Source organism: Paenibacillus favisporus (assembly GCF_040545415.1).
GTDB lineage: Bacteria > Bacillota > Bacilli > Paenibacillales > Paenibacillaceae > Paenibacillus_AQ > Paenibacillus_AQ favisporus.
The window spans coordinates 501,695-526,986 of record NZ_JBEPLV010000006.1 but is presented as its reverse complement, the minus strand read 5'-3'; the positions used below and the strand labels follow the sequence as shown (position 1 = coordinate 526,986).

The window sequence follows — 25,292 nt, the reverse complement described above, 5'->3', positions numbered from 1 at the left end:
TTTTGTTCATTTTGTTCACGATAAAATGAAAGCCCTTTCAAGGCCTTTATGCTACAATAAAAGCAAAAAACGGAGGGGCGCACGGTACAACATGCGGCTGCAGACAAAACTGATTTGGATCATCTGTTCCCTGATTGCCTTTATCATCCTCAGCTTGAGCGGTATTTTTTATGTCGTGATCACAAACATTTTCGAGGATCAGATCGGTCAGCGCGCCCTAAAAGTAGCTGAAACTCTAGCGATCATGCCGGAGATTAGAAAAGCCTTTACTGAGCCGGATCCTTCGGCCGTAATCCAGCCTATTTCGGAAAGCGTCCGGATCAAAACCGGCGCCCAGTATATTGTTGTAGGGAACCGCGAAGGCATCCGGTATTCGCATCCCCTGCCGGACCGCATCGGCAAATCGATGGTCGGCGGCGACAACGGTCCGGTACTTGCGGGGCATTCGATCGTATCCAAGGCCACCGGTTCCATGGGGCCTTCCGTTCGCGGGAAGGCTCCTGTTATTGCGGATGACGGGACGGTGATCGGCATCGTGTCTGTCGGTTTTCTGACCGACAACATTGACCGGATAAACGACGTGTACCAAAATGAAATATTGCTGGTCTCCTTGATCGGTCTGGCTGTCGGGGCAAGCGGAGCCGTACTGATCGCACGCAGCGTCAGGCGTTCCATTCATGGACTTGAGCCCAAGGAAATCGGGGCGCTGTATATAGAGAAAAAGGCGGTCCTGGAATCGATCCGCGAAGGAATTATCGCCATTAACCGGGACGGCTTCATTACGATGGCTAACCGTTTCGCTCTTCAGCTGATGAATCTGTCGGAGAATGAAGCGATCATGGGAAAACATATTGAGGACGTCCTTCCGAACACGCGGCTGCTCGAGGTAGTCCGGAGCGGCGAAGCCGAGTTCGACCGGGAGATGCTGATCGGCGACCATGAAGTGATCGTGAACAGGCTTCCTATCATGGATATGAACAATCAATTAACCGGGGCGGTCTCCAGCTTCCGCAGCAAGCCGGAATTGTACCGGCTGGCCGAAGAGTTGTCCCAGGTCAAGCGTTTTGCGGAGTCGCTCCGGGCGCAGACGCACGAATACTCCAACAAGCTCTATGTCATATCCGGTCTGATCCAGCTGGAGTCTTACCAGGAAGCGGTTGACCTGATCAACCGCGAAGTGAACGTCCACCAGCATTTGATTCAGTTTGTGATGAGGGAAATCCCGGACCCGGTCATCGGCGGGCTGCTGATCGGCAAATACAATCACGCCCAAGAGCTGAAGCTTTCCTTTGAGATTGATCCGGAGAGCACGTTCGCTGACATCCCGGACCATATGGACCGCAGCCTGCTCGTGACCATTATCGGAAATTTGATCGACAACGCGATGGAAGCCGTTCTTGCGCGGCAAGCCTTTTCGGAATCCAAAGGCGAAGTCACGCTGTTCCTGACAGATTTGGGTGAGGACCTGATCATCGAATGCGAGGATAACGGAATCGGCATTCCGGAAGATATCGGAGATACGATCTATGAAAAGGGCTTCTCTACCAAACCGGGGGAACACCGCGGAATCGGGCTTGCCCTTGTCGTTCATGCGGTCAATAAGTTAAGCGGTTACATTACGTTCCATCGGAATACGGCGGGCGGCGGTACGGTCTTTACGGTGGCGATCCCCAAACAACCCGATCTATTCAGAAAGGAGCATCCTCATGGAAATGTCCGAACCAAACCCAATGATTGAGGTGTTAATCGTAGAGGATGACACCAAAATCGCGGAGATAAACAGGCGATTCGTAGAACAAGTGCCGGGATTTAAAGTCGTCGGCATCGCCACGGATGAAATGCAGGCAAAATCGCAGCTGGAAATCCTGGAGCCCCAATTGGTGCTTCTCGATATCTACCTGCATCAAGCCAGCGGCTTGGATCTGCTGCTGTTCATCCGCCAGCACTACCGCAGCACGGATGTCATCATGATTACCGCCGCCCGGGAAATCGAACCGATCCGGGAAGCCATCCGCAGCGGTGCGTTCGATTACCTCATGAAGCCGCTCATCTTCGACAGGCTGAAGGAAACGCTGCTGCATTATGCCGCATTTCAACGGGAGTTATCCCGGCTGGATACGGCTGGGAGCATTGGCCAGAGCGATGTGGACCGCCTGCTAGCAGGTCCCGTCAAAGCGGAGCCGCTCCCTGTGAATACGGCCGACGTTTTCCTGCCCAAAGGCATCGATAAATTGACGCTTGAAAAGGTCGTTCAAACCATTTCGACGGTGAACGACGGGCTAACCGCCCATCAAGTGGCCAAACGGATCGGCATCAGCCGCTCGACCAGCCGGAGATATCTGGAGCATCTCGTCGGGTTCGGCATTGTCTATGCCGACCTGTCCTATGGAGTCGTAGGACGGCCGGAGCGCGTATACCGGAGCAAAAAATAACCCGTCTGCAGGCGCAGGCGGGTTTTCCTTGCTATCGGATAATTCTTACCGCGTGCACGCCCGATACTCCGTCGGTGACATACCGGTATGCCCCTTGAACTGCCGGGAAAAGTGCGACAGCTGCATTCCGAGCTGATCGGCAATGTCCGCTACGGGCGCGTTCGTAAATGAAAGCAGGCGTCTGGCTTCCTCCATACGCTTGCGCTGGACGTAATGCATCGGTGTGCAGCCCATCGCTTTTTTAAAATAAGGGATAAAGTAGTTTGGATGCAGATGGACGATCTCGGCCAGCTTTTCGATCTCCATCGGTTCATGAAGATGGTCATGAATGTACTGCAGCACGCCGCCCAGCTTGTTCCCTTCCGTATGGTGCATGAAATCGATCCAATAGTCGGTGTATCCCCCCTCCTCCAGGCAGCAGGCCAGCATGTGCAGCAGACCCGCCTGCATGCGCAGGGCCGCGAAAGGACCTCCCGCCTGAAATTGACCGATCATATCGTTAAAAGTACTTCGAATAAACTCCGGGTCGCCGACATCGCTGATATACAGCTTGCTGTCTGCATGGAACAAAGGCCACTCCCCCACCTGGGCGTCAAAATGGCAGAAATACCGCGTGTATGGATTTTCCTTGGACGTGTAGGTCGTCTGGCTCGTCCCAGCAGGCATAATCATCAGCTGGTTCGGCTTGGGGTAATAGGTCACGCCGTTGATGACGACCGATCCTTCGCCCTCGGTGATGTAATAGAGCCGGTGGAAGCTCGGGGCGACTTCGGCCCGGTTCCAGTCGGGAAAGCCGCTTTTGAGCTGGACGTGACTGATATGTACCCGAAGCCCTTCCGGCAGCCGTGCGCCGAGCTGCATGGCCTGTGCCATAAATGACCCTCCTTATATAGAAAATAGTCGTCTAATGTAATGCCATTGTATCATCTCCATTTTACGAAAACACCTTAATTTTGTGCAAAACCCTCTTAATCTTAGCCATTTGCTTCCCATGCCATTCGGGCTAAGCTTGAGGGAGATGTAATGGCTTACATGCCTGCAAACTTTGTTCATAATCCATGGGAAGGCGGGATCATTTAGATGGAGCAAGTACGATACGGCATTATCGGCATCGGGAATATGGGAAGCAGTCATGCACTGAATTTGGTGGATAAAATCAAGGGGGCACAGCTGACGGCGATTTGCGATACAAGCCCCGCCCGTCTGGAGTGGGCACAGGCCCATCTGCCGGAATCGGTGCAAAAGTTCGACACACCGGAGGCGTTCTTCGCTTCGCAAGCGATGGATGCCGTCCTGATCGCTGTTCCGCATTATGATCATCCGGTGCTGGCGATCCAGGCTTTTGAGAACGGTTACCACGTCATCGTCGAGAAACCGGCCGGAGTCTACACCAAGGCGGTTCGTGAAATGAACGAGGCCGCTTCCCAATCGGGCAAGCTGTTCGGCATTATGTACAACCAGCGGACCTCCCCGCTGTATACGAAGCTGCGCGATCTGGTGCAGTCCGGAGAATTGGGGAATATCAAGCGGACCAACTGGATCATTACCAACTGGTACCGCTCGCAGAGCTACTATAATTCCGGCGGATGGCGGGCCACCTGGGCCGGCGAAGGCGGCGGCGTGCTGCTGAACCAGGATCCGCACCAGCTGGACCTGTGGCAGTGGACGACCGGCCTGATGCCGAAGCGCGTGCGTGCTTTCTGCCACTTTGGTAAATACCGCAATATCGAAGTCGAAGATGACGTCACCGCTTATGTCGAATATGAAAACGGAGCTACCGGCGTATTCGTGACCACTGTAGGCGAGGCACCCGGAACGAACCGGTTCGAGCTCTCCGGAGATAACGGCAAAATCGTCGTCGAAGACGACAAGATCACCTTCTGGCGCCTGCGCGTGCCTGAGCCGCAGTTCAACGCGGAATATACAGGCGGATTCGGCCAGCCGGAATGCTGGAAGTGCGACATTCCGGTGCACGGGGGACATGGTCCTCAGCATAACGGGATTTTACAGAACTTCACCAATGCCCTGCTGCACGGCGAGAAGCTGATCGCCCCTGGCGAAGAAGGCATCCGCGGCCTGACGATCTCGAACGCGATGCATCTGTCGGCCTGGACAGACGATTGGGTGGACCTTCCGCTCGACGAGGATCTGTTCTACGACAAGCTGCAGGAGAAGATCAAAAACTCGACGTTCCGCAAGGAAACCGCCGGCGGTAAGGTGCTGGACGTATCCGGAACTCACTGATAGACAGCCCATTTTCAATAAGAGGAGAATCGCCCTATGAAACTATCGGTATTTACCGTCGTCACCCCGGATCTGACCCCTGAAGAGCTTGTACTGGCCGCCAAGGAAGCCGGACTGGACGGCGTGGAATGGCGCTTCAAGGAAGTTCCCGCAAGCGCTGCAGGCGAGAAGCCGTCGTTCTGGAGCAACAATTTGTGCTCGATCGACCCCTCCCTTCCCGCGGACCAAATGCAGAAATTCAAAGACCTGGCCCTTGCGCAGGGACTTGAGGTCGTCAGCATCACTCCCTATCTGAACCATCTGGATCTGAAGGATACGGAGCATGTATTCCGGACGGCCCAGCAGCTTGGGGCGAAAATGATCCGCCTCGGCGTAGCCGGCTACAACGCATCCGCCGACTATAACGAGCTGTACGACAAGACGGTCCGTTATTTAAAAGAAGCGGAGCAAATGGCCAAGCAATACGGCGTCAAAGGCATCATCGAAACCCATCACGGCACGATCGCGCCGAGCGCCGGTCTCGCCCACCGCCTGGTCAGCCACTGCAGCCCGGACCATATCGGCGTCCTGTACGATCCGGGCAACATGATCCACGAAGGCTTCGAGCATTCCCGGATGGGCCTTCAGCTTCTCGGTCCCTACCTCGCCCACGTCCACATCAAAAACGCCGAGTGGATCCGCGAAGGAACGCGTGAAGACGGAACGGTCAAATGGCGTTCGAAATGGGCGCCGATGCGCGAAGGCATCGTAGATTTCACCTCACTGCTCAATGACCTGAAATCCGTCGGCTATGACGGCTACTTGGGCATCGAGGATTTCAGCGAACAATACACGTCGCGTGAGCTGCTGAAGGAATTCGCCCAGCTCATGCGCGAAAGGATGTGACCTTCATGACCGCACAAAATAAAGACGGAATGAACTACGCGCCGGAAGGCAAGCCGAACCATGTTGTTGAACCGGGAGAGTTTGTGTTTGCGGCGGCGGCCCTGGACCACGGGCATATTTATGGCATGTGCAACGGGCTGATCGAAGCCGGGGCGACGCTGAAATGGGTTTACGATCCGGAGCCGGCGAGAAGCCAGGCTTTTGCCGACAAGTTCCCGCAGGTTCAGATCGCGGACAGCCTTGAGCAGGTGCTCGAGGATCCGGAGGTCCGATTGGTGGCCGCAGCCGCGGTGCCAAGCGAACGCTGCGCTCTTGGGCTGCAGGTGATGGACGCAGGAAAAGACTATTTTACGGACAAAACGCCGTTCACTTCGCTGGACCAGCTAGAAGAGGCGCGCCGGAAGGTGAAGGAAACCGGTCAAAAATACGCGGTTTATTACAGCGAGCGGCTTCATGTGGAGTCAGCGGTCTATGCCGGACAGCTCGTGCAAAAAGGAGCCATCGGCCGCGTCATCCAGGTGACCGGCTTCGGCCCGCACCGGCTGAATGCGCCGTCGCGTCCGGACTGGTTTTTTGAGAAGGAAAAATACGGCGGCATTCTGTGCGATATCGGGAGCCACCAAATCGAACAGTTCCTGTTCTATGCCGGCTGCAAGGACGCCAAGGTTCTGCACAGCAAAGTAGCGAATTACAACAATCCGGACTATCCCGAGCTCGAGGATTTCGGCGACGCGACCCTGGTAGGCGACAATGGCGCCACCCAGTATTTCCGGGTCGACTGGTTTACGCCGGACGGTCTCGGCACCTGGGGCGACGGCCGGACGATCATCCTCGGCACCGAAGGCTATATCGAGCTGCGCAAATACATCGACATCGCCCGCGATCCGCGCGGCGACCATGTCTACCTGGTGAACGGGGACGGCGAACAGCACTTCGAAGTCAAAGGCAAGGTAGGCTACCCTTACTTCGGCCAGCTCATTCTCGACTGCCTGAACCGGACCGAGAACGCCATGACCCAGGAACACTGCTTTAAAGCGGCCGAGCTGTGCCTCAAGGCGCAGGAAGCGGCCGTACGTATCGATCAGGTGCTGCAGACGAATTCGTAGCCACAATTTTTGCCCGACCGCGTGTTAAATTAACGGGCTGCCAGGATTGACGACTTTTCCATAAGCAAAAAAGTTCCCGTATCGCGCTCCCCCTCTGTGTAAAGAGGTTAAGAGCACGGCGGGAGCTTTTTTGCATTCCATCCGGATTTGGATCTATTCCGTTAGGGCATCCATCGAATAAAGAATAGCCATACCATTCGGTTATATGTCATGCACGTGCTGAGGCAGTGGCTATTATTCGGTCACATTCGGTCACTACTCCCCGTAGACGTTGGTAAACGCCTCTTCGATTTTCGGAACGATGTTGTCCCAATCGGCATCCGGCATTTTGCTGACGGTGACGAACGTCCCGATGCCAAAAATGTTGTCCACCCCATCGATGCTGAGCAGCGCGCTGGCGAGCGGATGGTCGGTGTCGTCCCCTTTTTTCAGTGAGGTACTTTTCGGTCCTTCGAACAGGCTCTGGCTCGCATTGACTTTAAGCGAGTGCGGGTTCGGGGTCTGCTGAATTTGAATGGATACGGCCATGCTTAATCACTCCTTTCTGCCTATAACTGTACCATATTGTCCATTTTCCACCAAAACCAATTCGCCCTTCAGAAGTGAAAGCGACATCATTTGCGCTTGGCGAAACGCTGGATTACAATAAAAGGAATTGAACGGTTAGGGAGAGGTGAAGAAATGAGCGACAGCAGACTGCAGCCCGGAATGGACGCCACGTACATCGTTTCCGGGGACTCGATTTCCAAGGGGGTCGTGTATGATGAAACGCGCAGCAAATATGTCATCCTTGAGGATAATTACGTATCCCTTCTTCAGGACAAACTAAAGGGAGCCGTGAAAAACACGGCGAGATTCGGCAATACGCTGATGAAGGGCATCGGCAGCCTGAAGAAAGAAATTCTGAAGGGCAAGCCCAGCATCGTGCTGATTGAATACGGCGGCAACGATTGCGATTTTAACTGGAGCGAAATTGCCAGCAATCCGGACGCGGAGCACCGTCCCAAGACGGATTTTACACTGTTTGAGAAAATGCTGACGGATACGGTGAATTTTCTGAAAAGCCAGTCGATTACGCCGGTCCTCATGAGCCTTCCTCCCCTCAACGCGGATAAATACTTCAAGTGGGTCAGCCAGGATAACCCTGAAGCGGAGCGAAACATCATGAAGTTTCTCGGCAGCGTCACCAAAATCTACTGGTGGCAGGAGCGTTACAATTCGACGATCCTCAAGGTGTCCGAGCTGACCAAGACCAAATACATCGACGTGCGGGGAGCTTTTCTCGCCCATCCGGACTTTACCCAATTCATCTGCTCCGACGGCATCCATCCGAACCGGGACGGCCATCGTATCATTTACGACAAGGTTCTCGAGTTCGTCAAGGCCAATTACGGGCATTTGCTGAAAGACAATACGATAGGCTGCGAGGCGTAAATGATAGGATCATGCGAGTTTAGTTGAAATTAGATGGATTTGTACTAAAAAAGGCTGCCCTATCAGGTGACTTCACCTGATAGGGCAGCCTTTTTGTTATTCCGAGTTTTCGTCATTATGAGTTTCGTCATTATGAGCTTCGCCATTCGAGATTTCGTCCCTTGTGATTTCGCCATCCGTCATTTCGTCACTCGTAATTTCCACGGCCTTCCTTCGGGGAGAGCCGCAGAGTGAACGTCCAGTCATACGGCGTCATCAAATTGACGACCAGCGTGCGACAGCCGGCAGGAAAGCCGGTGTTGTTCAGCGCCTTCGCCCAGTGTCCGTGCTGCCCGCCCTCCATCTCGATCCAGTCCGTACCGGCGCTGCAGCGGACGCCGCCCGACTTCCAGAACAGCACGCCGCCGGACTCGTCTGCCGGAAACAATCCTTCCCCAACGAACGCCGTTTCGCCGCCGAAGACGAAGGATACCTGCGTCATCATGCCCTCAGGTTCCCGGCACTGCACGCGAAGCCGGAACCCCTCTTCATCTGCGGTCAGCTCCGCTTCGGCGCGATGGTGCTGCTCATGCGTCATCTCGCGCAAATGGTGCGGCAGCAAGTACCACGGGCTCGTCCCGCCGCCCGCCGCCGTCTGCGGCAGTACCGTCCGGGGGAGCGGGCCGTAATAGCCTTTGGCCTCGTCGCCGGCCAACCGATATCCGTCCGGCAGCTCTTCGAGCGTGTTCATTTTGACGTAGCCGGGTTCGAACGATGAGGCCAGCCTAACGCCCAGCAGCCTTACGGTCCCATGCCGGAGGGACAGGAACGAGTCCGTCTCCGCCATGACGGTCAGGCTGGTCTGACCGTCCCGCTGCCGTCCGACCGGAGCGCCGAAATCGGTGTGCAGCCGGCTGTGGTAAATGCGGCCGTAATGGCCCGCGCTATCCAGCTGCCGGAGGTACTGCCCGCGGTTAAAATGCCGGTTGATCATCACGCGGTAGCGATCGGGAAGAGGCGACGGCTGAACCCGCCGCTCACGCAGCTGCGGATAGCGAAGATAGCCGATCATCGCGTTGTTCGGCAGCCAGCCCGGATGGACAATCGCCTGACCGGCGGCATCGGCGAGCGCCGCAAACAGCGGATCCCGGTCCATATGCTCCATCAGTCGGCTGATTAGAAAATACCCGGATAGGTCATGCCTCACCCCGTAATCCTGGCGGCCGGAATAATCGGTGACCACCTCGCCGTCCGGATGAATCAGGTAAGCCATCATCCGCAGATTCCGGCGTACCGGTTCCAGCAGCTCCGGCCGGTTCAGCTGTTCCGCGGCATAATACAGCACGATGTCGCTGACCCCGTTATAGATTCCGTTGCTCCGCTCGGTCCATTCCCCGTCCTCCGTGCAGTCCATCCCTTCAGCCAGCCAGGCTTCGGCCCTGTCCTTCAGTTCCTCCTTGCCGGTGAGCCGGTACAAAAAGCCGAGGGCAGCCGTGAGCACCCACCGGTGGTTGGGGGTATGGCAGCCACCTGTCAGCAGTACGGGGGTGGTCCGGGTAAGGAACAACCGGATCAGGCCGGCAGACTTCCCCAGCTGCTCCCAATCTTCGAGATGGGCCTCGAGCAGCTCGTGCACCTGGGCGAGACCGCCTGCCACGAACGCCGTATCCGGCGGGGAGTGCATATTCGTCCAGCCCGGGGAGATGGAGCCGTCGGCATGCTGGAATCTTAATAGGAATTCGGCTCCATACTCCAGCCGGCTGAGCAGCTCTTCGTTATGATAATAACGCGAATCGGGATTGATCAGCGCCGCGGCCCAGAGCGCCATCACCATCGGCGTGCCGCCATGGCTGGCCCAGGCGATGCCGTTGACCGGGTCCGTGACGCCCCCATGATAACGGCTGTACTCGTCCAGCACTTGGCGGCTTAGGCTTTCCTCCACGCATCGGTCGTTAATGCCAACCAATTGTTCATACATGCTTTATTCACTCGCTTTCGGGTTCATCATGCCGCCGTATCCTTACTCCACACCACTTTCGTTAACCGGAATGTGCCCCGTCCCGGTCCGGCCGCCTGCTGCGCGCAGACGCTCCAGCTTGGCCGTCAGCAGCCCATGGCTGCGGTCGATCTCCTCCGGCGTACAGGCTGATTTCAGCTCGTAGACCTTCACGGGCGCGGCTTCGATCACCGGCAAAAACCGGTCGAAATAAGCCATGTCGCCGCTGTGGACATAGGGGCACCAGTGGTCGGACAAGCCCACGCTCTCGTGGATATGAATCCCCGCGATATGGTCCATGATCAGGCTCATGTCCGCCGCGTTGTCGTACAGACCCATCCGCTCCATCATCATGCCGTGGCCGAAGTCGTACCACAAGCCGATCTTGGCGCCTTGAAGGCGGTCAATGATGCCGCGCGCTTCCCTCAGCGTCGGCATCTGGTAGCACCGCGACCGGGTCTCGATGCCGATTGTTACGTCCCATCCTTTGGCTGCGATCCGCCCGCAGGCCTCTTCCAGGCTGTGCGCGATCCGCTCCGCATAATGCCCGCTCAGCGAATCCCGGCGCTCCAGCATCTCTTCCCACAGGCTGCGGTATGCCGGCGAATCGGGCCCGTGCTCCTTGTAGAGCGCCTTCAGCTCCTGATCGATATTGGCCTCAAACGGTACCTCTCCCGGGTGGACGACCACGGCTGCCGCTCCGTAACGGGCGGCATATTCCGCCGACTGCACCAGCAGATCGACCGCCCGCTTCCGCTTGGCTTCATCCTCAAATCCGAGCAGCACCGAATCGGTCCCATAATCGGGATCGTCAATAAACGGGAACGTATTATGCACACTGGAAATCCCGATTTCGCCGCGCTCAATCATCGGTTCGATCGTGGACAGCATTTCCCGGGTGACGTTATAGTTGAGCTCCACGCGCTTAAAGCCCAGATCCCGGATCTCTTCGATCATATCGCTTCCCACGGCGTGGCGTTTAATATTCCAGCAGGTTGAAAAGGAATACTCTCCCTTATCCAGAACCATCAAGCCGCCTCCTTCTACTCGATTAAAAGCGTTTCGCCCCTCGAAAGGCATCGCTCACTCAATCTCAAATTCAAACTAAGCCTCATATCTCCTGCCAAAAAACCGGTGCAACTGTGCAACTGACCCTTACAGCCAGTGAATATATTACCCACTCCCTTGCACCTATCCCTTAACCGCGCCGATCATGACCCCGTTCACGAAATACCGCTGCAGCCAAGGGTATACGAGCAGTATCGGAACGGTGGCAAAAATAACGCTCGCCGCCTTCAGGCTCTCCGGCTGCATCGGATTCACCATCGCGCCCTCCATCTGCATCAGGTCGGACACCATGTTGTTCTGGATCAGCTGATACAGCTTCAGCTGCATCGGATACAGCTCCGGGCTAGTAATGTACAGCAGCGTATCCGTGAACCCGTTCCACCGGCCCACCGCATAGAACAAGCTGAGCGTGGCGATGACCGGCATCGACAGCGGCAGGATAATGCTGATGAGCGTCCGGAAGTGGCTGCTTCCGTCCAGTTCAGCCGACTCCTCCAGGCTGTCCGGGATGTTGTTGAAGAACGAGATCAGGATGATCAGGTAAAAAGGGTTGATCAGCCCGGGCAGAATCAGCGCCCACATCGTATCGATCAGATGGAGGCTGCGGACCAGAATGTATTCCGGGATGATGCCGCCGCTGAAGAACATCGTCACCACGATCAAAAACATGATCAGCTTGCGGCCTTTCAGCTTTTTCTGGGTGAGGGGATACCCCGCCGCAACGGTCATCAGCATGCACATGACGGTATGCATCACGGTGAGCAGCACCGTAAAGCCAAGCGATCGGATCATCGACAAGTCGCTGAACACCTGCCGGTAAGCCCCCCAATTCAGCTCGACCGGGAGCAGGCTCACTTCTCCGGAGAGAACCGGGCGGCTCGAACTGAGGGATATAGCCAGAATATGAAGGAACGGGGCCAGGCAGACCACCACGACGATGCCGAGCAGCACCATATTGACGATATCGAATCCCCTGCCGGACGTTTGCGATCTCATCTTCGTTCACTCCTTTTCTCGTAAAAATGCTCCTGTCGAGCTACAAAATGCTTTCATCGGTCAGCTTCTTCGAGACAAAGTTCGCCCCGAGGACGAATACCAGCCCTACCACCGCCTGGAACAGGCCGACAACAGTAGCCAGCGTATACTGTCCCGATTCGAGGCCGATCCGGTACACAAACGTGCTGAGCACGTCGGAATAATCGCGTACCATCGTGTTGCCGATAATGTACGGGCGTTCGAAGCCGATCGAAATCATGTGGCCCAGGTTGATGATCAGCAGGGTCACGATCGTCGGCTTGATGCCGGGGAGCGTAATGTGCCAGATGCGCCTCATCCGCGTAGCCCCGTCCACCTCCGCCGCTTCGAACAGCTCTTTGTTAATGCCGGTCAATGCCGCCAGGTAGATGATCGTCCCCCAGCCCGCGCTCTGCCATACCCCGACCAGCAGATAGGTGATCAGCCAGGTATTTTTATCCGTCAAAAAGGGAACCTCCGGAAAACCAAAGGCCGTAATGACGTTGTTGATCATGCCGGACTGGGTGCCAAATACCTGGTACACGATGCCCCCGATAATCACCCAGGAAATGAAATGGGGAATGTAGAGGATCGTTTGGGACAGCTTCCTGAACCACGCGCTCCGCAGCTCGTACAGCATAATCGCCAGGATCAGCGGAGCCGGAAACGAAACGAGCAAATCGAGAAAATTCAGCATCAAGGTGTTGCGCAGCGTTTTGTAAAAGTCCCGCATGCCGAACACTTCCTTGAAAGCGTCCAGTCCGATCCATTCGCTGCCGTTAATGCCTTGAAACAGATTGAAATCCTTGAAGGCGATCTGAATGCCGTACATCGGTCCATACCGGAAGATGATAAAATAAGCCAGCGGCAGAAGCAGAAGCGCATACAGCTGCCAGTATCTGCCCAAATAACGTGTCATTTTCACAAGCCTTCCTCCTCTGTTGACGGGCCTAACCGCACGGTTTATTTCGACTTCATTTCGCCGTACACTTTGGTCCGCTCATCCAGAACGGCCTGGCCGCCGCTGGCCATATAATCCTTCATGAGGGAATCGTACACCGCTTCGAACTGCTCCGGTTTTACCGTCGTCGTCTTGACGATCATTTCATTGAACTTGTCGAGCAGCGTATTGCCGTATTTGGCCTGGGCTTCGATTGGCCGGTCCATCAGTACCGGCGGCACCGTATCCGAGTTGGAAATCTTCAAGGCTTCCCGGGCACCGTCCTGATACTTCGGCGGAAACTGAAGCGCTTTGGCCTCTTTGTTCTTCTCAGGGCTTCCCAGCTGCTGTCCGTTGGTAATGAGGGTCATATCACCGGCGTTGAACATCCGGTTCTTCGCTTCCTCCGTCGGATTTTCCAGCGCCACCGGGATGCCGTCTTTCATTGTATAATTCTCGCCTTCGACCCCTGTCTGCATGTTGAAGAGCACGTCACCCGATGCCATCCAGTCCAGGTATTTCACCGCTTCTACCGCATGCTTACTGGATTTGGGGATCATAACGTACAAGCCCACCGGCGCGTATTCCGGCTTGGCATGCTCACCTTTTTCATTCGTGTATACATCCACCGCCTGGAGTTCCGCATCCTTGACGTTGGACTGCAGCGTCTCGTAGGTACCGTCGGCATAGTAAATATTCGTGTCGTCCTCGCTGAAGAAGCCAACTTTTCCGGTGGAGATATCCTCGCTCATCTTCTTCTTGTCCTCGTCCAGCCCGAAGTCCCGGCTCATCAATCCCTCGTTGTACAGCTTGTTCATGAACTGGAGCGCATCCTTGAAGCCGGGAAGCAGGATCGGATAATCACGGGAGCCGAGCTGCTGCGTCAGCGTATATTTCTGCTCCTCCGTCGTCTCCTTGATGAAAGACCAGATCAGCGGCTCATACTGCGCCGGAGCGATCGTCATGCCGAGCGGGATCACTTTGCCCCCGGTTCCGCCCGGATCCTTGTCCTTAAAAGCTTTCAGCGTCGTGTACAATTCGTCCGTCGTCTGCGGCACAGGCAGGCTCAGCTTATCGAGCCAGTCCTTGCGGATAAACGAGGAATACTTGCCGAGGTTCGACCGTTTGGCCGGAACGGCATACAGCTTCCCTTCCACCTTTCCATAGTTCAGCACCTCCTCGCCAAGAAACTTTTTCAGGTTCGGCCCGTACTGGTCGATCAGCTCCGTCAAGTCCGTCAGCCCGCCCTGCAGCGCATATCGGTAAAAGGTGCTGGAATCATACGTGAACACGATGTCCGGCACATCTCCGCCGCTTGCCATCAGCACGTTCAGCTTCTCGACTTCCTCCGAACGCGGGACGGGAACGTAATTCATCTGAATCTGATTAGGAGTGCCGAACTTCTCCTGAACCCAGCGGGTCCAATAATTATCTTTGATGGTATACCCCGAAGGCGAATTGCCGCGGTCGAACACCTCCACCGACAGGGTCACCTGTTTGCCTGAGGACCCGGATCCTGATCCGGATCCTTCCGAGGCCGCCTGTTCCGATTTGGGCGAACATGCAGACAACAGCATACTGCCCGCGACCAGCACGGCTGACATGAAGCGAACCGATTTTGCCAAAGATCTTGTGTTCCTGTTCCCAACCATTCGTATCATCCCTTCATCTTTTCTTGCCGGCTCCGCTGAATGGCAAGCGGATTATTGTTTACGCTTTCAATCGGGCCGGTTACCGCATCAGCGGGAATGCCCACAGTATGTCACGGGATGCGGTGGCTGGACAATAAACCAGTTTCGGATCGATAAACCGTTTGGGCGTAGAGGCGGAAAACCTATGACACCCTGTTGAGCAAACCGTTTTCCGGCAATAAACTATTTTCAAAATACCGCTCAGGCCAGCAGCCGCAAGGCTTGGTGGACTGCTTACGGCTCCTGCATCTGCCCTCGAACGCGTTCCTTAAATCGGAACGTCACGCTGCGTCTTCGCCTTAAATTTGCGGTAATCGCCCGGGGTCACCCCCACCTCCCGCTTGAACGTCCGGCCGAAGGTAATGGAATTGGCGTAGCCGACCTGAAGCGCAATGTGCTGGACGGTATCGTCGGTCTCCAGCAGCAGCCGTTCCGCTTTGGCCATCCGCAGCTGGACCATGAAATCGACGAACTTCATGTTGAACTCTTCCTTGAACAGGTAACTCGCGTATTTACCCGAGATCTGGAAGCGGTCGCTCAGATGCTTCAGCGACAGATCCGGATCGGCAAAATTCTCTTCGATGTATGCCTTCATCTCCACGATCATCGCCCGGTGGCTTTTCGTTTCACTGACGGCGACGAACGTACGGTAAATCTCTGCCAGCTGCTCCGTAAATAAGGATCGCAGCCGTTCCAGCGACGTCGTCTCTTCAACAACCCGGCGCCAAGATCCAGCCCGCTCGCCCGTAAAACAGGACTGCAGCTGTTCGGAAAGGTCCCCGACCTCCCGCGCCAGCATTTCCATCATCGTCAGCAGCAGCATGCGAATATCCTCATCCTTCAAGGCATCGGCTTTCAGGTCGTCAAAAATCCGCTCAAGACGGCTCCGCCAATCGCCGTCGGACAGCCGGAACTGCTTCACGAATTCGGCGATGCCCTGCAGGTGGGTATACGTTCGGGTCGCCGCATTAACCGGCATGTCCTCGCTGAGAATAAATGCCCTCTGGCCAAGCGACAGCTTATGCTGCAGCGCCCTGGCCGCCGCCTGATACGAGGCGGACACCTCTTCCCATGAGCCCGAACGCGGTCCGACGCTGACCATCAGGGACAAGCCCAAATGGTCATTGGTCCAGGCGATGCCCCGCTCCGATAGCCTTCGAATTCTCTCCTGCGTCTCTTCTTCCGTCACATCCGGGCTCACGCCGAGCAGCAGGCCCATCCGGTTCGCTTCCGTCCATTCCCCCCAGCCGTGCAAGCCTTCGTCGCGGGCCATTTCCTGCAGCACATTGGTCAGCGCAAACTTGAGCGTACTCTGGTCCTGAACCGAAAAGCCCTGCTGGAAACGCGGAAATTCCAGTATTTCCACGAGGACAAGCAGATACGGCCCCGTGACCTGTACCGGCAGCGGCTTCAATCGGTCCAGACGCTCGCCTGCATCCCCAAGGCGTTCCCCCTGAACGAGGTCGATGAACAGCTGCCTTCTGGCGATCAGCATGTTCTCCTGCTGCTGCTTCTCGTAGTCGGCGGTCTGCCGGATTAAATTTTCCAATGCCCGGTCGATCAGAAGCAGCTCGTCGCTCTTGGCGCCGCCCGGAGGATCCATCCGGTCACGGACGGCTTCGATCCGGTGCATCATGGCGCGGATCGGTTTATAATTGCGCTTGGTGATATACAGTAAGTAGGCGACGGCTGCCAGCACGGTGCCTACGCCGATGACGATCCAGATGTACGAAACGACCGACACCCACGTAAACAGCTGGCCCGCTGCGATCCCGCTCTCAAACGTCCAGCCGGTAGCTTGGAACGGAATACGGTTCAAAATGCGGCCTTCTGCAGCCTCTGTGCCTCCCGGTTCGGATGGACGTGTCGAGAAGATGAGATTTCCTTCCCGGTCGCGGATTTGAAGAAAGGACACATCGGTATCTTTCATGGTCCGGATTTTCTGCTCCAGCGCATACATGTTGACGTTAATGACGACAAAGCCCTGCGTGCCGAACGGAAGCGGGGCCCGTTTGTACATAGAGATGACCCGCCGCTTCGCATCGCTCCCCATTTCATGATAGTCGCGGATCGGGGACCAGCCCTGGTATGCCGGCTGGCCCAGCGCCAGCTCGACAAACGGCCTGTCGGCAAACTCGTCCCACGCCAGGAGACCGCTCGTTGTGAGCGTCTGCCGATCGCCGCTGCGGTACACATACACGGAATCCACGAGTTCGTCTTTGGCAGCCAGGGTTCGCAGGCTGTCCACGACTGCGTATACTGCATCCCGCTCATGTGGACCGTCCGCCTGAAGAAAATCGTTGTAGCGGCTGTTCCGCTCCACCTCATCCAGTGCGTTCATTTCGATTTCCTTGAGGGCCATCTGGACCGTGTCCACGATGTATCCCGTAGAAATCTGATCCGCCTTAACCGTCTCCTTCTGGGAAATTTCATTGACGACGAGGAAGGACAGGAACACAAGAATCGTTACAGTGATCAAAAAGATAGGAAAATACGAAAGCAGCATTCGGCGGTACCAGCTGTTCCGCAATGCCAATCACTCCTTTACAACGGGTTATTTGCCATGGAATCACGATAACGGATCAAAGGGGCAATGGTAGTCGCCAATTTTTTTCGGCAGGGGGGTAAGCGCTTTCTTTATTCATTTTATTCTATCGGATGGGACCGTTCGGAATCAATCCATAGGCGCTGGATCATATGAAAAGAAGGAAACTCAAAAACGGCAGCCCGGGACATGACGTTCATGTCCGGACTGCCGCTCATATAGTTGATGATCTATATAGGATAAATAGAGCGATAAGCGTTTATTTTCCGTGGCACTTCTTGTACTTCAGCCCGCTGCCGCAAGGGCACGGCTCGTTGCGTCCCACCTTCGGCACGGTATCCGCTGCGGAAATGTTCACCAGCTTCACCAGCTCCGGCTTAACGCCATCGGCAATGGCCTGAAGCTCCACCAGGGTAAAGCCGTTATTGGCCCACATCCGGGTATGGTTATAGACTTCGGTCAGCAGCTGAATCGTCTGCTGGGCCTGAAGCGGGTTTTTGAAATTGATTTTGCGGCTCTCGAATTCGTAGATCAGATCCTGAATCGACGAACCCTTGGCGCACGCCAGCTGTAGATCGTCGATCAGGTATTCCACCGTCTCCTGGTCCTTGCACAGCTCCCGCAGCACGTACTGCTGAAGCGCGGACAGCTGCGGCGTCATTTCAAAATACGTCTCGTCCGCATACCGGAGCAGCTCCTCTTGGTCGGGAACATAATACGGTTTCCCTTCGACCTTCGCGATCCAGTCGTTGATCTTCTGCTCGTCCAGGTCGTGGAGCAGATAGCTGTTTACGATGTATCCGCCGTGAAGGAGCAGGTTCTCGCCACGGCCGATCGCCTCGTTCACTTCATTCAGAAGCTCCTCCGCACTCAGCGCCTGTTCATTCTGGGCGTTGTAGATCTCAAGAAGCTTGTCCACCTTAACCGCTCCATACAAATGGGATGCGGCAACAATATATTGATAAGCCAGCTGGTGCTGGCCGTGCTGCTGTTTCAAAGCAGGCAAATCAGCCTTGCGGATGGCGTCCCTTATTTCTTCCGGCATGATCAGGTGCAGCTGACCTTCCGAGAAAAAGCTGAATACGAGCCCGCGATCCAGCAAAAAGGCATAATCCCCGTATGGAATCGTATTATCTTGAACGGAAGACTCCTGAAGGAGCGTCTCAAACAGGCTCCATTCGGCACCATCCATCTGGAGCAGCATGGACGACAAATGCTCCGTATTCGTGACGTAATCCGACAGCGCTTCGGCAAGCTCTTCCTTCTTCATCTTGGAACGACCTGTGATGCTGTGGACGGAAGCCAGCGCGGACAGCCTCGTCTTGGTCAGGCTCAGCAAAATCTCGGACAAGCTGGTCATGGGTTCGCCGATGATGGCGTGCTGTATGTTTGTTTGTTCCAGTTGTAACGTAGGGTCTTCCAACATGTACACCTCTTCTTCGTTATTAAGCATGCGCAGCATGACCGGTTAAGGCATCACCCTGCGCCCTTCTACCATTATACACGATGTTCGCTTCACAGCCCGCCCTCCGGCAAAAAAAGGAACCCGGCCCGGAGGTCAAAACTCCGGCAGGCCGGGTTATACCGCCTGTCAGGCATTCTGCCGCAGGTCGGGAGGAGCTTGGCTTACACCATAATTTTGCAAATATCGTTCGTAAATTCGACCGGATCCTGGATCGGCAGCCCTTCGATCAGCAGCGCCTGGTTGTACAGCAGGTTCGTGTACAGGCCCAGCTTCTCGCGGTCCTTGTCATAAGCATCCTTCAGGGACTGGAACACCTCGTGGTGAATGTTGATCTCCAGCACCTTGTCGGCCTGGATGTCCTGGCCGCTCGGCATCGCTTTGAGCACCTTCTCCATTTCGATCGACAAGTCGCCTTCCGTGGACAGGCAGACCGGGTGGGACTTCAGCCGTTTGGAAGCCTTGACTTCTTTCACCTTGCCCGAGAGAATGTTCTTCATCTCCTCGAAGAGCTCCTTGCTCTCCGTCTCCGCCGCTTCATCCTTCTTGTCCGCTTCCGTCTCGATACCGAGATCGCCGCTTGATACCGACTTGAATTCCTTGTCCTTGTACTTCATCAGCATCTTGATGGCAAATTCGTCAATATCGTCGGTGAAGTACAAAATTTCGTAGCCCTTATCGGCCACCATTTCCGTCTGCGGCAGCTTCTCAAGCCGTTCCACGGATTCGCCGGCGGCGTAGTAAATATATTTCTGATCCTCCGGCATGCCGGATACGTATTCGTCCAGCGTTACCAGCTTCTTCTCCTTGGAAGAGGTAAACAGCAGCAGGTCCTGGAGAACGTCCTTATCCGCGCCGTAATTGTTGTACACGCCGAACTTCAGCTGTCTGCCAAACGCCTCGTAGAACTTCTCGTATTTCTCCCGCTCATCCTTGAGCAGCGTTTGCAGCTGGCTCTTGATCTTGCTCTTGATATTTTTCGCGATCAGCGTCAGCTGACGGTCATGCTGCAGCATTTCTCGGGAAATGTTCAGCGACAGGTCTTCGGAATCGACCATCCCTTTGACGAAGCTGAAGTAATCCGGGAGCAGGTCGCCGCATTTTTCCATAATAAGGACGCCGTTCGAGTAAAGCTCAAGCCCCTTCTCGTATTCCTTCGTATAATAATCGAACGGGGTGTGCTCCGGAATGAACAGGATCGCGTTGTACACAACGGCCCCGTCCGCCTTGATGTGCACATGCGTCAGCGGCTTGTCAAACCCGTAGCGCTTCTCGTTGTAAAAGTTGACGTAGTCCTCTTCCGTCAGCTCGCCCTTGTTCTTGCGCCAGATCGGAACCATGCTGTTCACGGTCTGCTCTTCGCTGTATTCCTCGAACTCTCCGTCCGCGCCCTCTTTCGGCCGGTGTCCGGTGACGTCCATCTTGATCGGGTACCGGATGAAATCCGAGTACTTCTTGATGATCGTCCGGAGGCGGTAATCCTCCAGAAATTCATCGTAATTGTCTTCTTCCGTGTTATCTTTGATTTTCAACACAATTTCCGTACCCACGGTATCCTTCGCCGCAGGCTCGATCGTATAGCCGTCCGCTCCCGCAGACTCCCACTTGTACGCCGTATCGGAGCCAAGCGCCTTGGTGATGACCGTCACCCGGTCCGCCACCATGAACGCCGAATAGAAACCGACCCCGAACTGGCCGATAATGTTGTGGCCGTCCTTGGCTTCGTTCTCGTTCTTGAAGGCCAGCGACCCGCTCTTCGCGATGACGCCCAGATTGTTCTCCAGCTCCTCCTGCGTCATCCCGATGCCCGTATCGGAAATCGTCAGCGTTCTGGCTTCTTTATCCGGCGTGATCCGGATGTAATAATCGTCTTTATTGAAAACCAGCTGGTCGTCTGTTAGCGCTTTATAATAGATTTTATCGATAGCGTCGCTGGCGTTGGAGATGAGTTCGCGCAAAAAGATCTCCCGCTGCGTATAAATGGAGTTGATCATCATTTCAAGCAGTCGTTTCGACTCGGCTTTAAACTCTTTCATGGCCATCTAGCATACTCCCCTCAACGAACATAGTATCTTAGCACTCAAACATAATGAGTGCTAATTATTCTTATTTTTATATAACATAAGTTCATTTTTGAAGTCAACAATTGGTTATCCGCACCACTTTCGCATCCCTTCCGGCCATTCCCGGCAAACGCCGAACAGGGCTGCCCCCGCAGCCTTTTGCAAAGCTTGCGCGGTCAGCCCCGTCCTTCATTGTCGCTGTCATGTTTTGCCTATCGGAATCCGCTATTCCTTGACCGACCCCAGCACGATGCCGTGGATGAGATACCGCTGCAGGAACGGATAAATCAGCAGGATCGGGATCATGGACACGAGAATTTTGGCCGAGTTGAGCGTGGTGTTAGAGATCTTGTTGTACTGCTGCAGCTGCTCAACCGACAGATTCTGCATTTGGTCCCGGGTCAAATTCAGCTGCTGCAGATACGTTTGCAGCGGGATCTTATGACTGTCGTTGATCAGCACGATCCCGTCGAAGAAGTTGTTCCAGTGGCCCACGATGACAAATAAGGTGATCGTCGCCAGGCTGGGCAGGGACACCGGGATGAAGATATGCCACAAAATTTTCAGCGGACCCGCCCCGTCGATAAAGGCCGCCTCCTCCATCTCTTTCGGAATCCCTTTGAAAAAGTTCATCAGCAGGATAACGTTGAAGACCGGCACCGCGCCGGGCAGCACGAGCGCCCAGATTGAATTGATCAATCCCAGCTTGCTGATGACCATGTACCAGGGAACAATGCCGCCGCTGAACAGCATCGTGAACACGATAATCCACATATAGACGTTGCGTGCCCGGAACTGCGAGGCCGTTCTCGACAGCGGATACGCCATCAGAATTGTCAGCACCATGTTGATCGCTCCACCCAGGGCGACCCGTTCCACCGACACCAGGAAAGCCCTCCAAAACTTCTCGTCGTCCAAAATTTTAACGTAAGAGGAGAAGTTGATATCTACCGGGAGAAAATATACCTTGCCCGCGTTGACCGCCGTGCTGCTGCTCACCGACACCATGATCGTATTGATGATCGGGGCCAGGGACAGGCAGGCGATCAGCACCAGCACCAGGATGATCAGGAAGCGGGAAGCCTGCGCCCCAAACGTTCTCGATTGTATCATGCAAATCAGCGCCCCTTTCTAGAAAATCCGGTAACCGGCGTATTTGGAAGCCAGCTTGTAGGATACGACGATCAGCACGAAGCTGATGACCGATTTCATCAAGCCGACCGCAGTGGCAAACGAATACTGCATCTGGATCAGACCCATCCGGTACACGAACGTATCGATGATGTCTCCGGTCTGATATACCAGCGGATTGTACATATTGAACACCTGATCAAAGCCGGCATTCAGCACATTGCCCAGGCTCAGCGTGCCGAGCAGGATGATCGTCGGCAAAATTCCGGGCAGCGTAATGTTCAGCGTCTGCTTCCACCGGTTTGCCCCGTCAAGAGCGGCCGATTCATACAGCGAAGGATTGATGCCCGTCAGGGCGGCCAAATAGACGATCGTTCCGTAGCCGAACTCCTTCCAGGTGTCGGTCACGATCAGCAGCGGCCTGAACCAGGTGTTGCTGGCCAGAAACATCGTCCGATCGAGTCCGAAGAGCTGCAGGATATTGTTCACCATGCCGTCGTAAGAGAAGATCATCGTCATCATCGTGCCGAGCACGACCCAGGACATGAAGTGGGGAAGGTACACGATCGTCTGCACGGTGCTTTTGAACACCTTCAGGCGGACTTCATTCAGCAGCAGCGCAAACACGATCGGCACGATCAGCCCCAGAATGATTTTTCCGACCGCGATAACCAGCGTATTGACGAAAATTTGCTTCGCGTCCGGGAGCTGAAACATATACGTGAAATTGGTCAGCCCGGCCCATTTGGAGCCGAAAATGCCTTTGGCCGGGATAAATTTCTGAAAGGCCATCACGATGCCGAACATTGGGACGATGGAGAAAATGAACAGCAGCACCATGCCCGGCAGCAGCATGAAGTGATAGGTCATTTCATGAAAAGCTTTCCGTTTCTTCCGTATCCGTCCCGAAACCTGCCGCTCCGTACTGAGACTTGCTTCCAGCGAAGACATACTTATCACTTCCATTTATCCAGGATGTATTGACTGGGACTTACCTGCTGCTCATCTCTTCCACTTCCTGTGTGATCTCATCGCCGCCGGTCTTTTTCCAGGTCGACACGAATTGATCAAAAGCATCGATGCTGGCTTGGCCCATAATAATCTTCAGCATCATTTCCTGCTCCATCTTCTGCAGGTTGGCCCATTTCAGTTTCATTGTCTCCGTCGTACCGTAGAAGCCGGCCGGGATTACTTCAAGGTTCGGATTGTTGGCCTCACGCTGCCCCTCGATCCGGGACAAATATTCGCCGTACGTATTGGCGTCGATCGCAGTCCCCTTTTGCTTGAACTCCTGGTACGCTTCATAGGACACGACGCGGTCCTCTTGAATTCCGTCGGCGCTGCCTGCTTTGTCAGCCTTCATGATGTCATCGTAATAGCGCTTGAGCACGTCGTCATAGTCCACCTGCATCGGAATTTGCGTCGGCTCGTTATTCCAGCGGCTGTGGTCGGTCAGCCCTTCGCTAGCATGCTCCTTCTTGTACTGGACGGCGTCGTCCGTCAGCGAGTACAGGAAGTCCGTCGTCAGGTTGATCGATTTCATGATCGCTTCAGGATGAGGGTAACCTTTGCGCACGACAACAATGCCTCCACCAACGGGGTCCTGCCGGATCGTTTTAAATTTGCCGTTCTCATCTACAGGTGCGGATACTGCCACCCATTCGGCTTTCGGATCCTGCTTGATAGAGTCCTTGTAGTTCGTGTATCCGATCCACCATGGGTTAAAGAGCATGCCGGCCTGGCCGTTGATGACCAGCGCTTCCTTCTCTTCGTCCGAGCGGACCGCAAACTGCTTGTCGATCAGCCCTTCCTTGTAATGCTCGGCCAAATCGGCGAGCGCCTCTTTCATTTCGGGCTGCACGGAGCCGTACACGACCTTGCCGTCTTTCTTGATCCACTGGCCCGGAAATGCATTATAAGCTGCAAATATCGGCGAAAAATTCATCGCGTCCTGATTCATCCCGAACCCGATCGTCTTGCCGGTTCCGGAGGCATCCTTCTCCACAAAGGTTCTGGCCAGGTTCCACACATCGTCCACCGACTGTGGCAGCTTGCCGCCGACCTTGTCCAGCCAGTCTTTGCGAACCCACAGCAGCTGATGCTGATTGCCGATATTCGTCATCGGCAGACCCATGATTTTGCCGTCTACCTTCACTTGGTCGAGCAGCAGATCCCCATAAGAGGAGTAGATGTTTTTGACACCCTCGGAGGCGGTTTTTTCGTAGACCTCGGTCATATCTTCAATGAGGTCATTGTCTACAAGCTGATTGAAAATCGTGCGGCTGACCAGCATCACGTCCGGCAGCTCACCGGTCGTCATCGACAGGGACAGCTTCTGGTCCATATCGTCGGTCTCCCAGGCTACCTTGGCCTTCACGTTCACTTTGCTCTCGACGTAGCGGGTCGCCATGTTGTTTTCAATCGAATCGCCCTTCGGCAGATTGTTCGTATGGCTCGTATTGCGTCCGATGGTAAACTCCACCGGTGATTCGTACTTACTGTACGGCTCGTAGTCCTTTTCGCTGACAACCTTGTCCTCCGCCTTGCCGCTTCCGCCGCCGCATCCGCTGACGATGAGCGCCGTTATGCACGTGACGGCCAGCAGTGACGATATTTTTCGCTTGTTCATCCCTTTGAACCCCTTTCATGTCGATTCCTTGTACAAGTAAAATTGTATGCGGTTGCAAAAAAATCGTATATATCACATTTTTCCGTTCTGTGTCACTTTTTTCATGAATGCCCCGCAGCGGATTCGACACACAAAAAGAGCGCCCCGAAGGAACGCTCTTTTGGCTCTGGAGGCAACTACCAGACGTTGAGCATGGGAATACCCCGGTATATGCCAACAGGCAGCACGACCGCCCGCTTCACACAGCCTCACCGATTATGGATGCTCAGCCTTGAACGGGGTAGTCCACCACCACGACCTGCTCGATCAAGCCATCGAGTTTGCGGACAAATTCCTGATGCGCCGGATGCGGCCCATAGGCTTGCAGCGATTCGCGGTCCTTGAAAGTCACGCGAAGCCCAAGGCTGAACCCGTGGATGTTCTCCGTTTCCTCCGTTTCATTGACGCCGGCCGTGAGGTCAACAATGCCGGGGATCTGATCTTTCAGCCCCCACAGCAGTTCAAGGAGCTCCTGCTCCAGCTCCGGTTCAAGAATGCGGTTAAATTTAAATGAGACCAAATGTTCAAACATGTGGTTTCTTCCTCCTCAAGCGTTCTTTCTTTCCTTACTCTCTTTCCATGCGGAATCCCGCTCTTCCTTCTACTCGCTAAAAATAGGATCGCCTGCCGGCCA

20 protein-coding genes are annotated in these 25,292 nt (G+C 55.0%); 6 read left to right on the top strand and 14 right to left on the bottom strand.

The genetic code is table 11. The features are described from left to right. Positions 1-91: 91 nt before the first annotated feature. Together ABID47_RS26275 and ABID47_RS26270 are read left to right on the top strand one after the other, a co-directional pair. Positions 92-1,738, top strand: a complete 1,647-nt coding sequence (locus ABID47_RS26275; protein ID WP_354501192.1) for a sensor histidine kinase — start codon at positions 92-94, stop codon at positions 1,736-1,738. Further along, positions 1,707-2,432, top strand: a complete 726-nt coding sequence (locus ABID47_RS26270; RefSeq protein ID WP_435530668.1) for a response regulator — start codon at positions 1,707-1,709, stop codon at positions 2,430-2,432. Before ABID47_RS26275 ends, ABID47_RS26270 begins: the two co-directional genes overlap by 32 nt. A 45-nt stretch (positions 2,433-2,477) precedes the next feature. Here ABID47_RS26270 and ABID47_RS26265 read toward each other — a convergent pair whose 3' ends face one another. Continuing rightward, entirely contained in the window at positions 2,478-3,305 is an 828-nt protein-coding gene (locus ABID47_RS26265; protein WP_145163985.1) for an AraC family transcriptional regulator, read from the bottom strand. A gap of 207 nt (positions 3,306-3,512) precedes the next feature. Between ABID47_RS26265 and ABID47_RS26260 the strand changes: the two genes are divergently transcribed. Genes ABID47_RS26260 through ABID47_RS26250 form a run of 3 tightly spaced genes read left to right on the top strand, consistent with a single transcriptional unit; the run spans position 3,513 to position 6,667 of the window. Further along, complete coding sequence (locus tag ABID47_RS26260) at positions 3,513-4,676, top strand: Gfo/Idh/MocA family protein (RefSeq protein ID WP_354501190.1); 1,164 nt, start codon at positions 3,513-3,515, stop codon at positions 4,674-4,676. Between the two features lie 36 nt (positions 4,677-4,712). Further along, positions 4,713-5,561, top strand: coding sequence for a sugar phosphate isomerase/epimerase family protein (locus tag ABID47_RS26255; protein WP_354501188.1), 849 nt, complete (start codon positions 4,713-4,715; stop codon positions 5,559-5,561). 5 nt (positions 5,562-5,566) lie between these two features. After that, on the top strand, positions 5,567-6,667 hold the full coding sequence (locus ABID47_RS26250) for a Gfo/Idh/MocA family protein (RefSeq protein WP_354501186.1): 1,101 nt from the start codon (positions 5,567-5,569) through the stop codon (positions 6,665-6,667). A gap of 255 nt (positions 6,668-6,922) precedes the next feature. Here ABID47_RS26250 and ABID47_RS26245 read toward each other — a convergent pair whose 3' ends face one another. After that, positions 6,923-7,195, bottom strand: a complete 273-nt coding sequence (locus tag ABID47_RS26245; RefSeq protein ID WP_116233924.1) for a NifU N-terminal domain-containing protein — start codon at positions 7,193-7,195, stop codon at positions 6,923-6,925. A gap of 153 nt (positions 7,196-7,348) precedes the next feature. Between ABID47_RS26245 and ABID47_RS26240 the strand changes: the two genes are divergently transcribed. Beyond that, a complete protein-coding gene (locus ABID47_RS26240) occupies positions 7,349-8,101 on the top strand; it encodes an SGNH/GDSL hydrolase family protein (RefSeq protein WP_354501184.1) in 753 nt (250 codons plus the stop codon). Positions 8,102-8,288: 187 nt separating this feature from the next. On the opposite strand, the gene ABID47_RS26235 is transcribed toward ABID47_RS26240, so the two are convergent. The 12 genes from ABID47_RS26235 to ABID47_RS26180 form a co-directional block, all read right to left on the bottom strand. Then, on the bottom strand, positions 8,289-10,058 hold the full coding sequence (locus ABID47_RS26235) for a hypothetical protein (RefSeq protein WP_354501182.1): 1,770 nt from the start codon (positions 10,056-10,058) through the stop codon (positions 8,289-8,291). A 42-nt stretch (positions 10,059-10,100) separates the two neighbouring features. Beyond that, on the bottom strand, positions 10,101-11,105 hold the full coding sequence (locus ABID47_RS26230; RefSeq protein WP_354501180.1) for a sugar phosphate isomerase/epimerase family protein: 1,005 nt from the start codon (positions 11,103-11,105) through the stop codon (positions 10,101-10,103). A gap of 162 nt (positions 11,106-11,267) precedes the next feature. After that, positions 11,268-12,140, bottom strand: coding sequence for a carbohydrate ABC transporter permease (locus tag ABID47_RS26225; protein WP_354501178.1), 873 nt, complete (start codon positions 12,138-12,140; stop codon positions 11,268-11,270). A 40-nt stretch (positions 12,141-12,180) separates the two neighbouring features. Beyond that, positions 12,181-13,077: an ABC transporter permease gene (locus ABID47_RS26220; protein WP_354501243.1), complete on the bottom strand. Its 897-nt coding sequence runs from the start codon at positions 13,075-13,077 to the stop codon at positions 12,181-12,183. Positions 13,078-13,121: 44 nt separating this feature from the next. Beyond that, positions 13,122-14,750, bottom strand: coding sequence for an extracellular solute-binding protein (locus ABID47_RS26215; protein WP_354501176.1), 1,629 nt, complete (start codon positions 14,748-14,750; stop codon positions 13,122-13,124). Between the two features lie 307 nt (positions 14,751-15,057). Continuing rightward, entirely contained in the window at positions 15,058-17,319 is a 2,262-nt protein-coding gene (locus tag ABID47_RS26210; RefSeq protein WP_354501174.1) for a helix-turn-helix domain-containing protein, read from the bottom strand. Between the two features lie 274 nt (positions 17,320-17,593). Next, a complete protein-coding gene (locus tag ABID47_RS26205; RefSeq protein WP_354501172.1) occupies positions 17,594-18,760 on the bottom strand; it encodes an SEC-C metal-binding domain-containing protein in 1,167 nt (388 codons plus the stop codon). Positions 18,761-18,960: 200 nt separating this feature from the next. Continuing rightward, positions 18,961-20,838 carry a molecular chaperone HtpG gene (gene htpG / locus ABID47_RS26200; RefSeq protein ID WP_354501170.1) on the bottom strand — a complete coding sequence of 626 codons (1,878 nt, stop codon included), beginning with the start codon at positions 20,836-20,838 and terminating at the stop codon, positions 18,961-18,963. 246 nt (positions 20,839-21,084) lie between these two features. Further along, positions 21,085-21,972 carry a carbohydrate ABC transporter permease gene (locus ABID47_RS26195; RefSeq protein ID WP_089548628.1) on the bottom strand — a complete coding sequence of 296 codons (888 nt, stop codon included), beginning with the start codon at positions 21,970-21,972 and terminating at the stop codon, positions 21,085-21,087. An 18-nt stretch (positions 21,973-21,990) separates the two neighbouring features. Further along, positions 21,991-22,860 (bottom strand): ABC transporter permease, encoded by an 870-nt coding sequence (locus tag ABID47_RS26190; protein WP_354501241.1) that lies wholly within the window; start codon positions 22,858-22,860, stop codon positions 21,991-21,993. A gap of 121 nt (positions 22,861-22,981) precedes the next feature. Next, positions 22,982-24,619 (bottom strand): type 2 periplasmic-binding domain-containing protein, encoded by a 1,638-nt coding sequence (locus tag ABID47_RS26185; RefSeq protein WP_354501168.1) that lies wholly within the window; start codon positions 24,617-24,619, stop codon positions 22,982-22,984. A 265-nt stretch (positions 24,620-24,884) separates the two neighbouring features. After that, on the bottom strand, positions 24,885-25,190 hold the full coding sequence (locus tag ABID47_RS26180; RefSeq protein ID WP_354501166.1) for a Dabb family protein: 306 nt from the start codon (positions 25,188-25,190) through the stop codon (positions 24,885-24,887). Between the last annotated feature and the right edge of the window lie 102 nt (positions 25,191-25,292).

Excerpts from the sequence above, each read along its gene's own strand:
- ABID47_RS26275 (WP_354501192.1), top strand. The coding sequence starts at position 92 with ATGCGGCTGCAGACAAAACTGATTTGGATCATCTGTTCCCTGATTGCC.
- ABID47_RS26270 (WP_435530668.1), top strand. The coding sequence starts at position 1,707 with ATGGAAATGTCCGAACCAAACCCAATGATTGAGGTGTTAATCGTAGAG.
- ABID47_RS26265 (WP_145163985.1), bottom strand. The coding sequence starts at position 3,305 with ATGGCACAGGCCATGCAGCTCGGCGCACGGCTGCCGGAAGGGCTTCGG.
- ABID47_RS26260 (WP_354501190.1), top strand. The coding sequence starts at position 3,513 with ATGGAGCAAGTACGATACGGCATTATCGGCATCGGGAATATGGGAAGC.
- ABID47_RS26255 (WP_354501188.1), top strand. The coding sequence starts at position 4,713 with ATGAAACTATCGGTATTTACCGTCGTCACCCCGGATCTGACCCCTGAA.
- ABID47_RS26250 (WP_354501186.1), top strand. The coding sequence starts at position 5,567 with ATGACCGCACAAAATAAAGACGGAATGAACTACGCGCCGGAAGGCAAG.
- ABID47_RS26245 (WP_116233924.1), bottom strand. The coding sequence starts at position 7,195 with ATGGCCGTATCCATTCAAATTCAGCAGACCCCGAACCCGCACTCGCTT.
- ABID47_RS26240 (WP_354501184.1), top strand. The coding sequence starts at position 7,349 with ATGAGCGACAGCAGACTGCAGCCCGGAATGGACGCCACGTACATCGTT.
- ABID47_RS26235 (WP_354501182.1), bottom strand. The coding sequence starts at position 10,058 with ATGTATGAACAATTGGTTGGCATTAACGACCGATGCGTGGAGGAAAGC.
- ABID47_RS26230 (WP_354501180.1), bottom strand. The coding sequence starts at position 11,105 with ATGGTTCTGGATAAGGGAGAGTATTCCTTTTCAACCTGCTGGAATATT.
- ABID47_RS26225 (WP_354501178.1), bottom strand. The coding sequence starts at position 12,140 with ATGAGATCGCAAACGTCCGGCAGGGGATTCGATATCGTCAATATGGTG.
- ABID47_RS26220 (WP_354501243.1), bottom strand. The coding sequence starts at position 13,077 with ATGACACGTTATTTGGGCAGATACTGGCAGCTGTATGCGCTTCTGCTT.
- ABID47_RS26215 (WP_354501176.1), bottom strand. The coding sequence starts at position 14,750 with ATGGTTGGGAACAGGAACACAAGATCTTTGGCAAAATCGGTTCGCTTC.
- ABID47_RS26205 (WP_354501172.1), bottom strand. The coding sequence starts at position 18,760 with ATGTTGGAAGACCCTACGTTACAACTGGAACAAACAAACATACAGCAC.
- htpG (WP_354501170.1), bottom strand. The coding sequence starts at position 20,838 with ATGGCCATGAAAGAGTTTAAAGCCGAGTCGAAACGACTGCTTGAAATG.
- ABID47_RS26195 (WP_089548628.1), bottom strand. The coding sequence starts at position 21,972 with ATGATACAATCGAGAACGTTTGGGGCGCAGGCTTCCCGCTTCCTGATC.
- ABID47_RS26190 (WP_354501241.1), bottom strand. The coding sequence starts at position 22,860 with ATGACCTATCACTTCATGCTGCTGCCGGGCATGGTGCTGCTGTTCATT.
- ABID47_RS26185 (WP_354501168.1), bottom strand. The coding sequence starts at position 24,619 with ATGAACAAGCGAAAAATATCGTCACTGCTGGCCGTCACGTGCATAACG.
- ABID47_RS26180 (WP_354501166.1), bottom strand. The coding sequence starts at position 25,190 with ATGTTTGAACATTTGGTCTCATTTAAATTTAACCGCATTCTTGAACCG.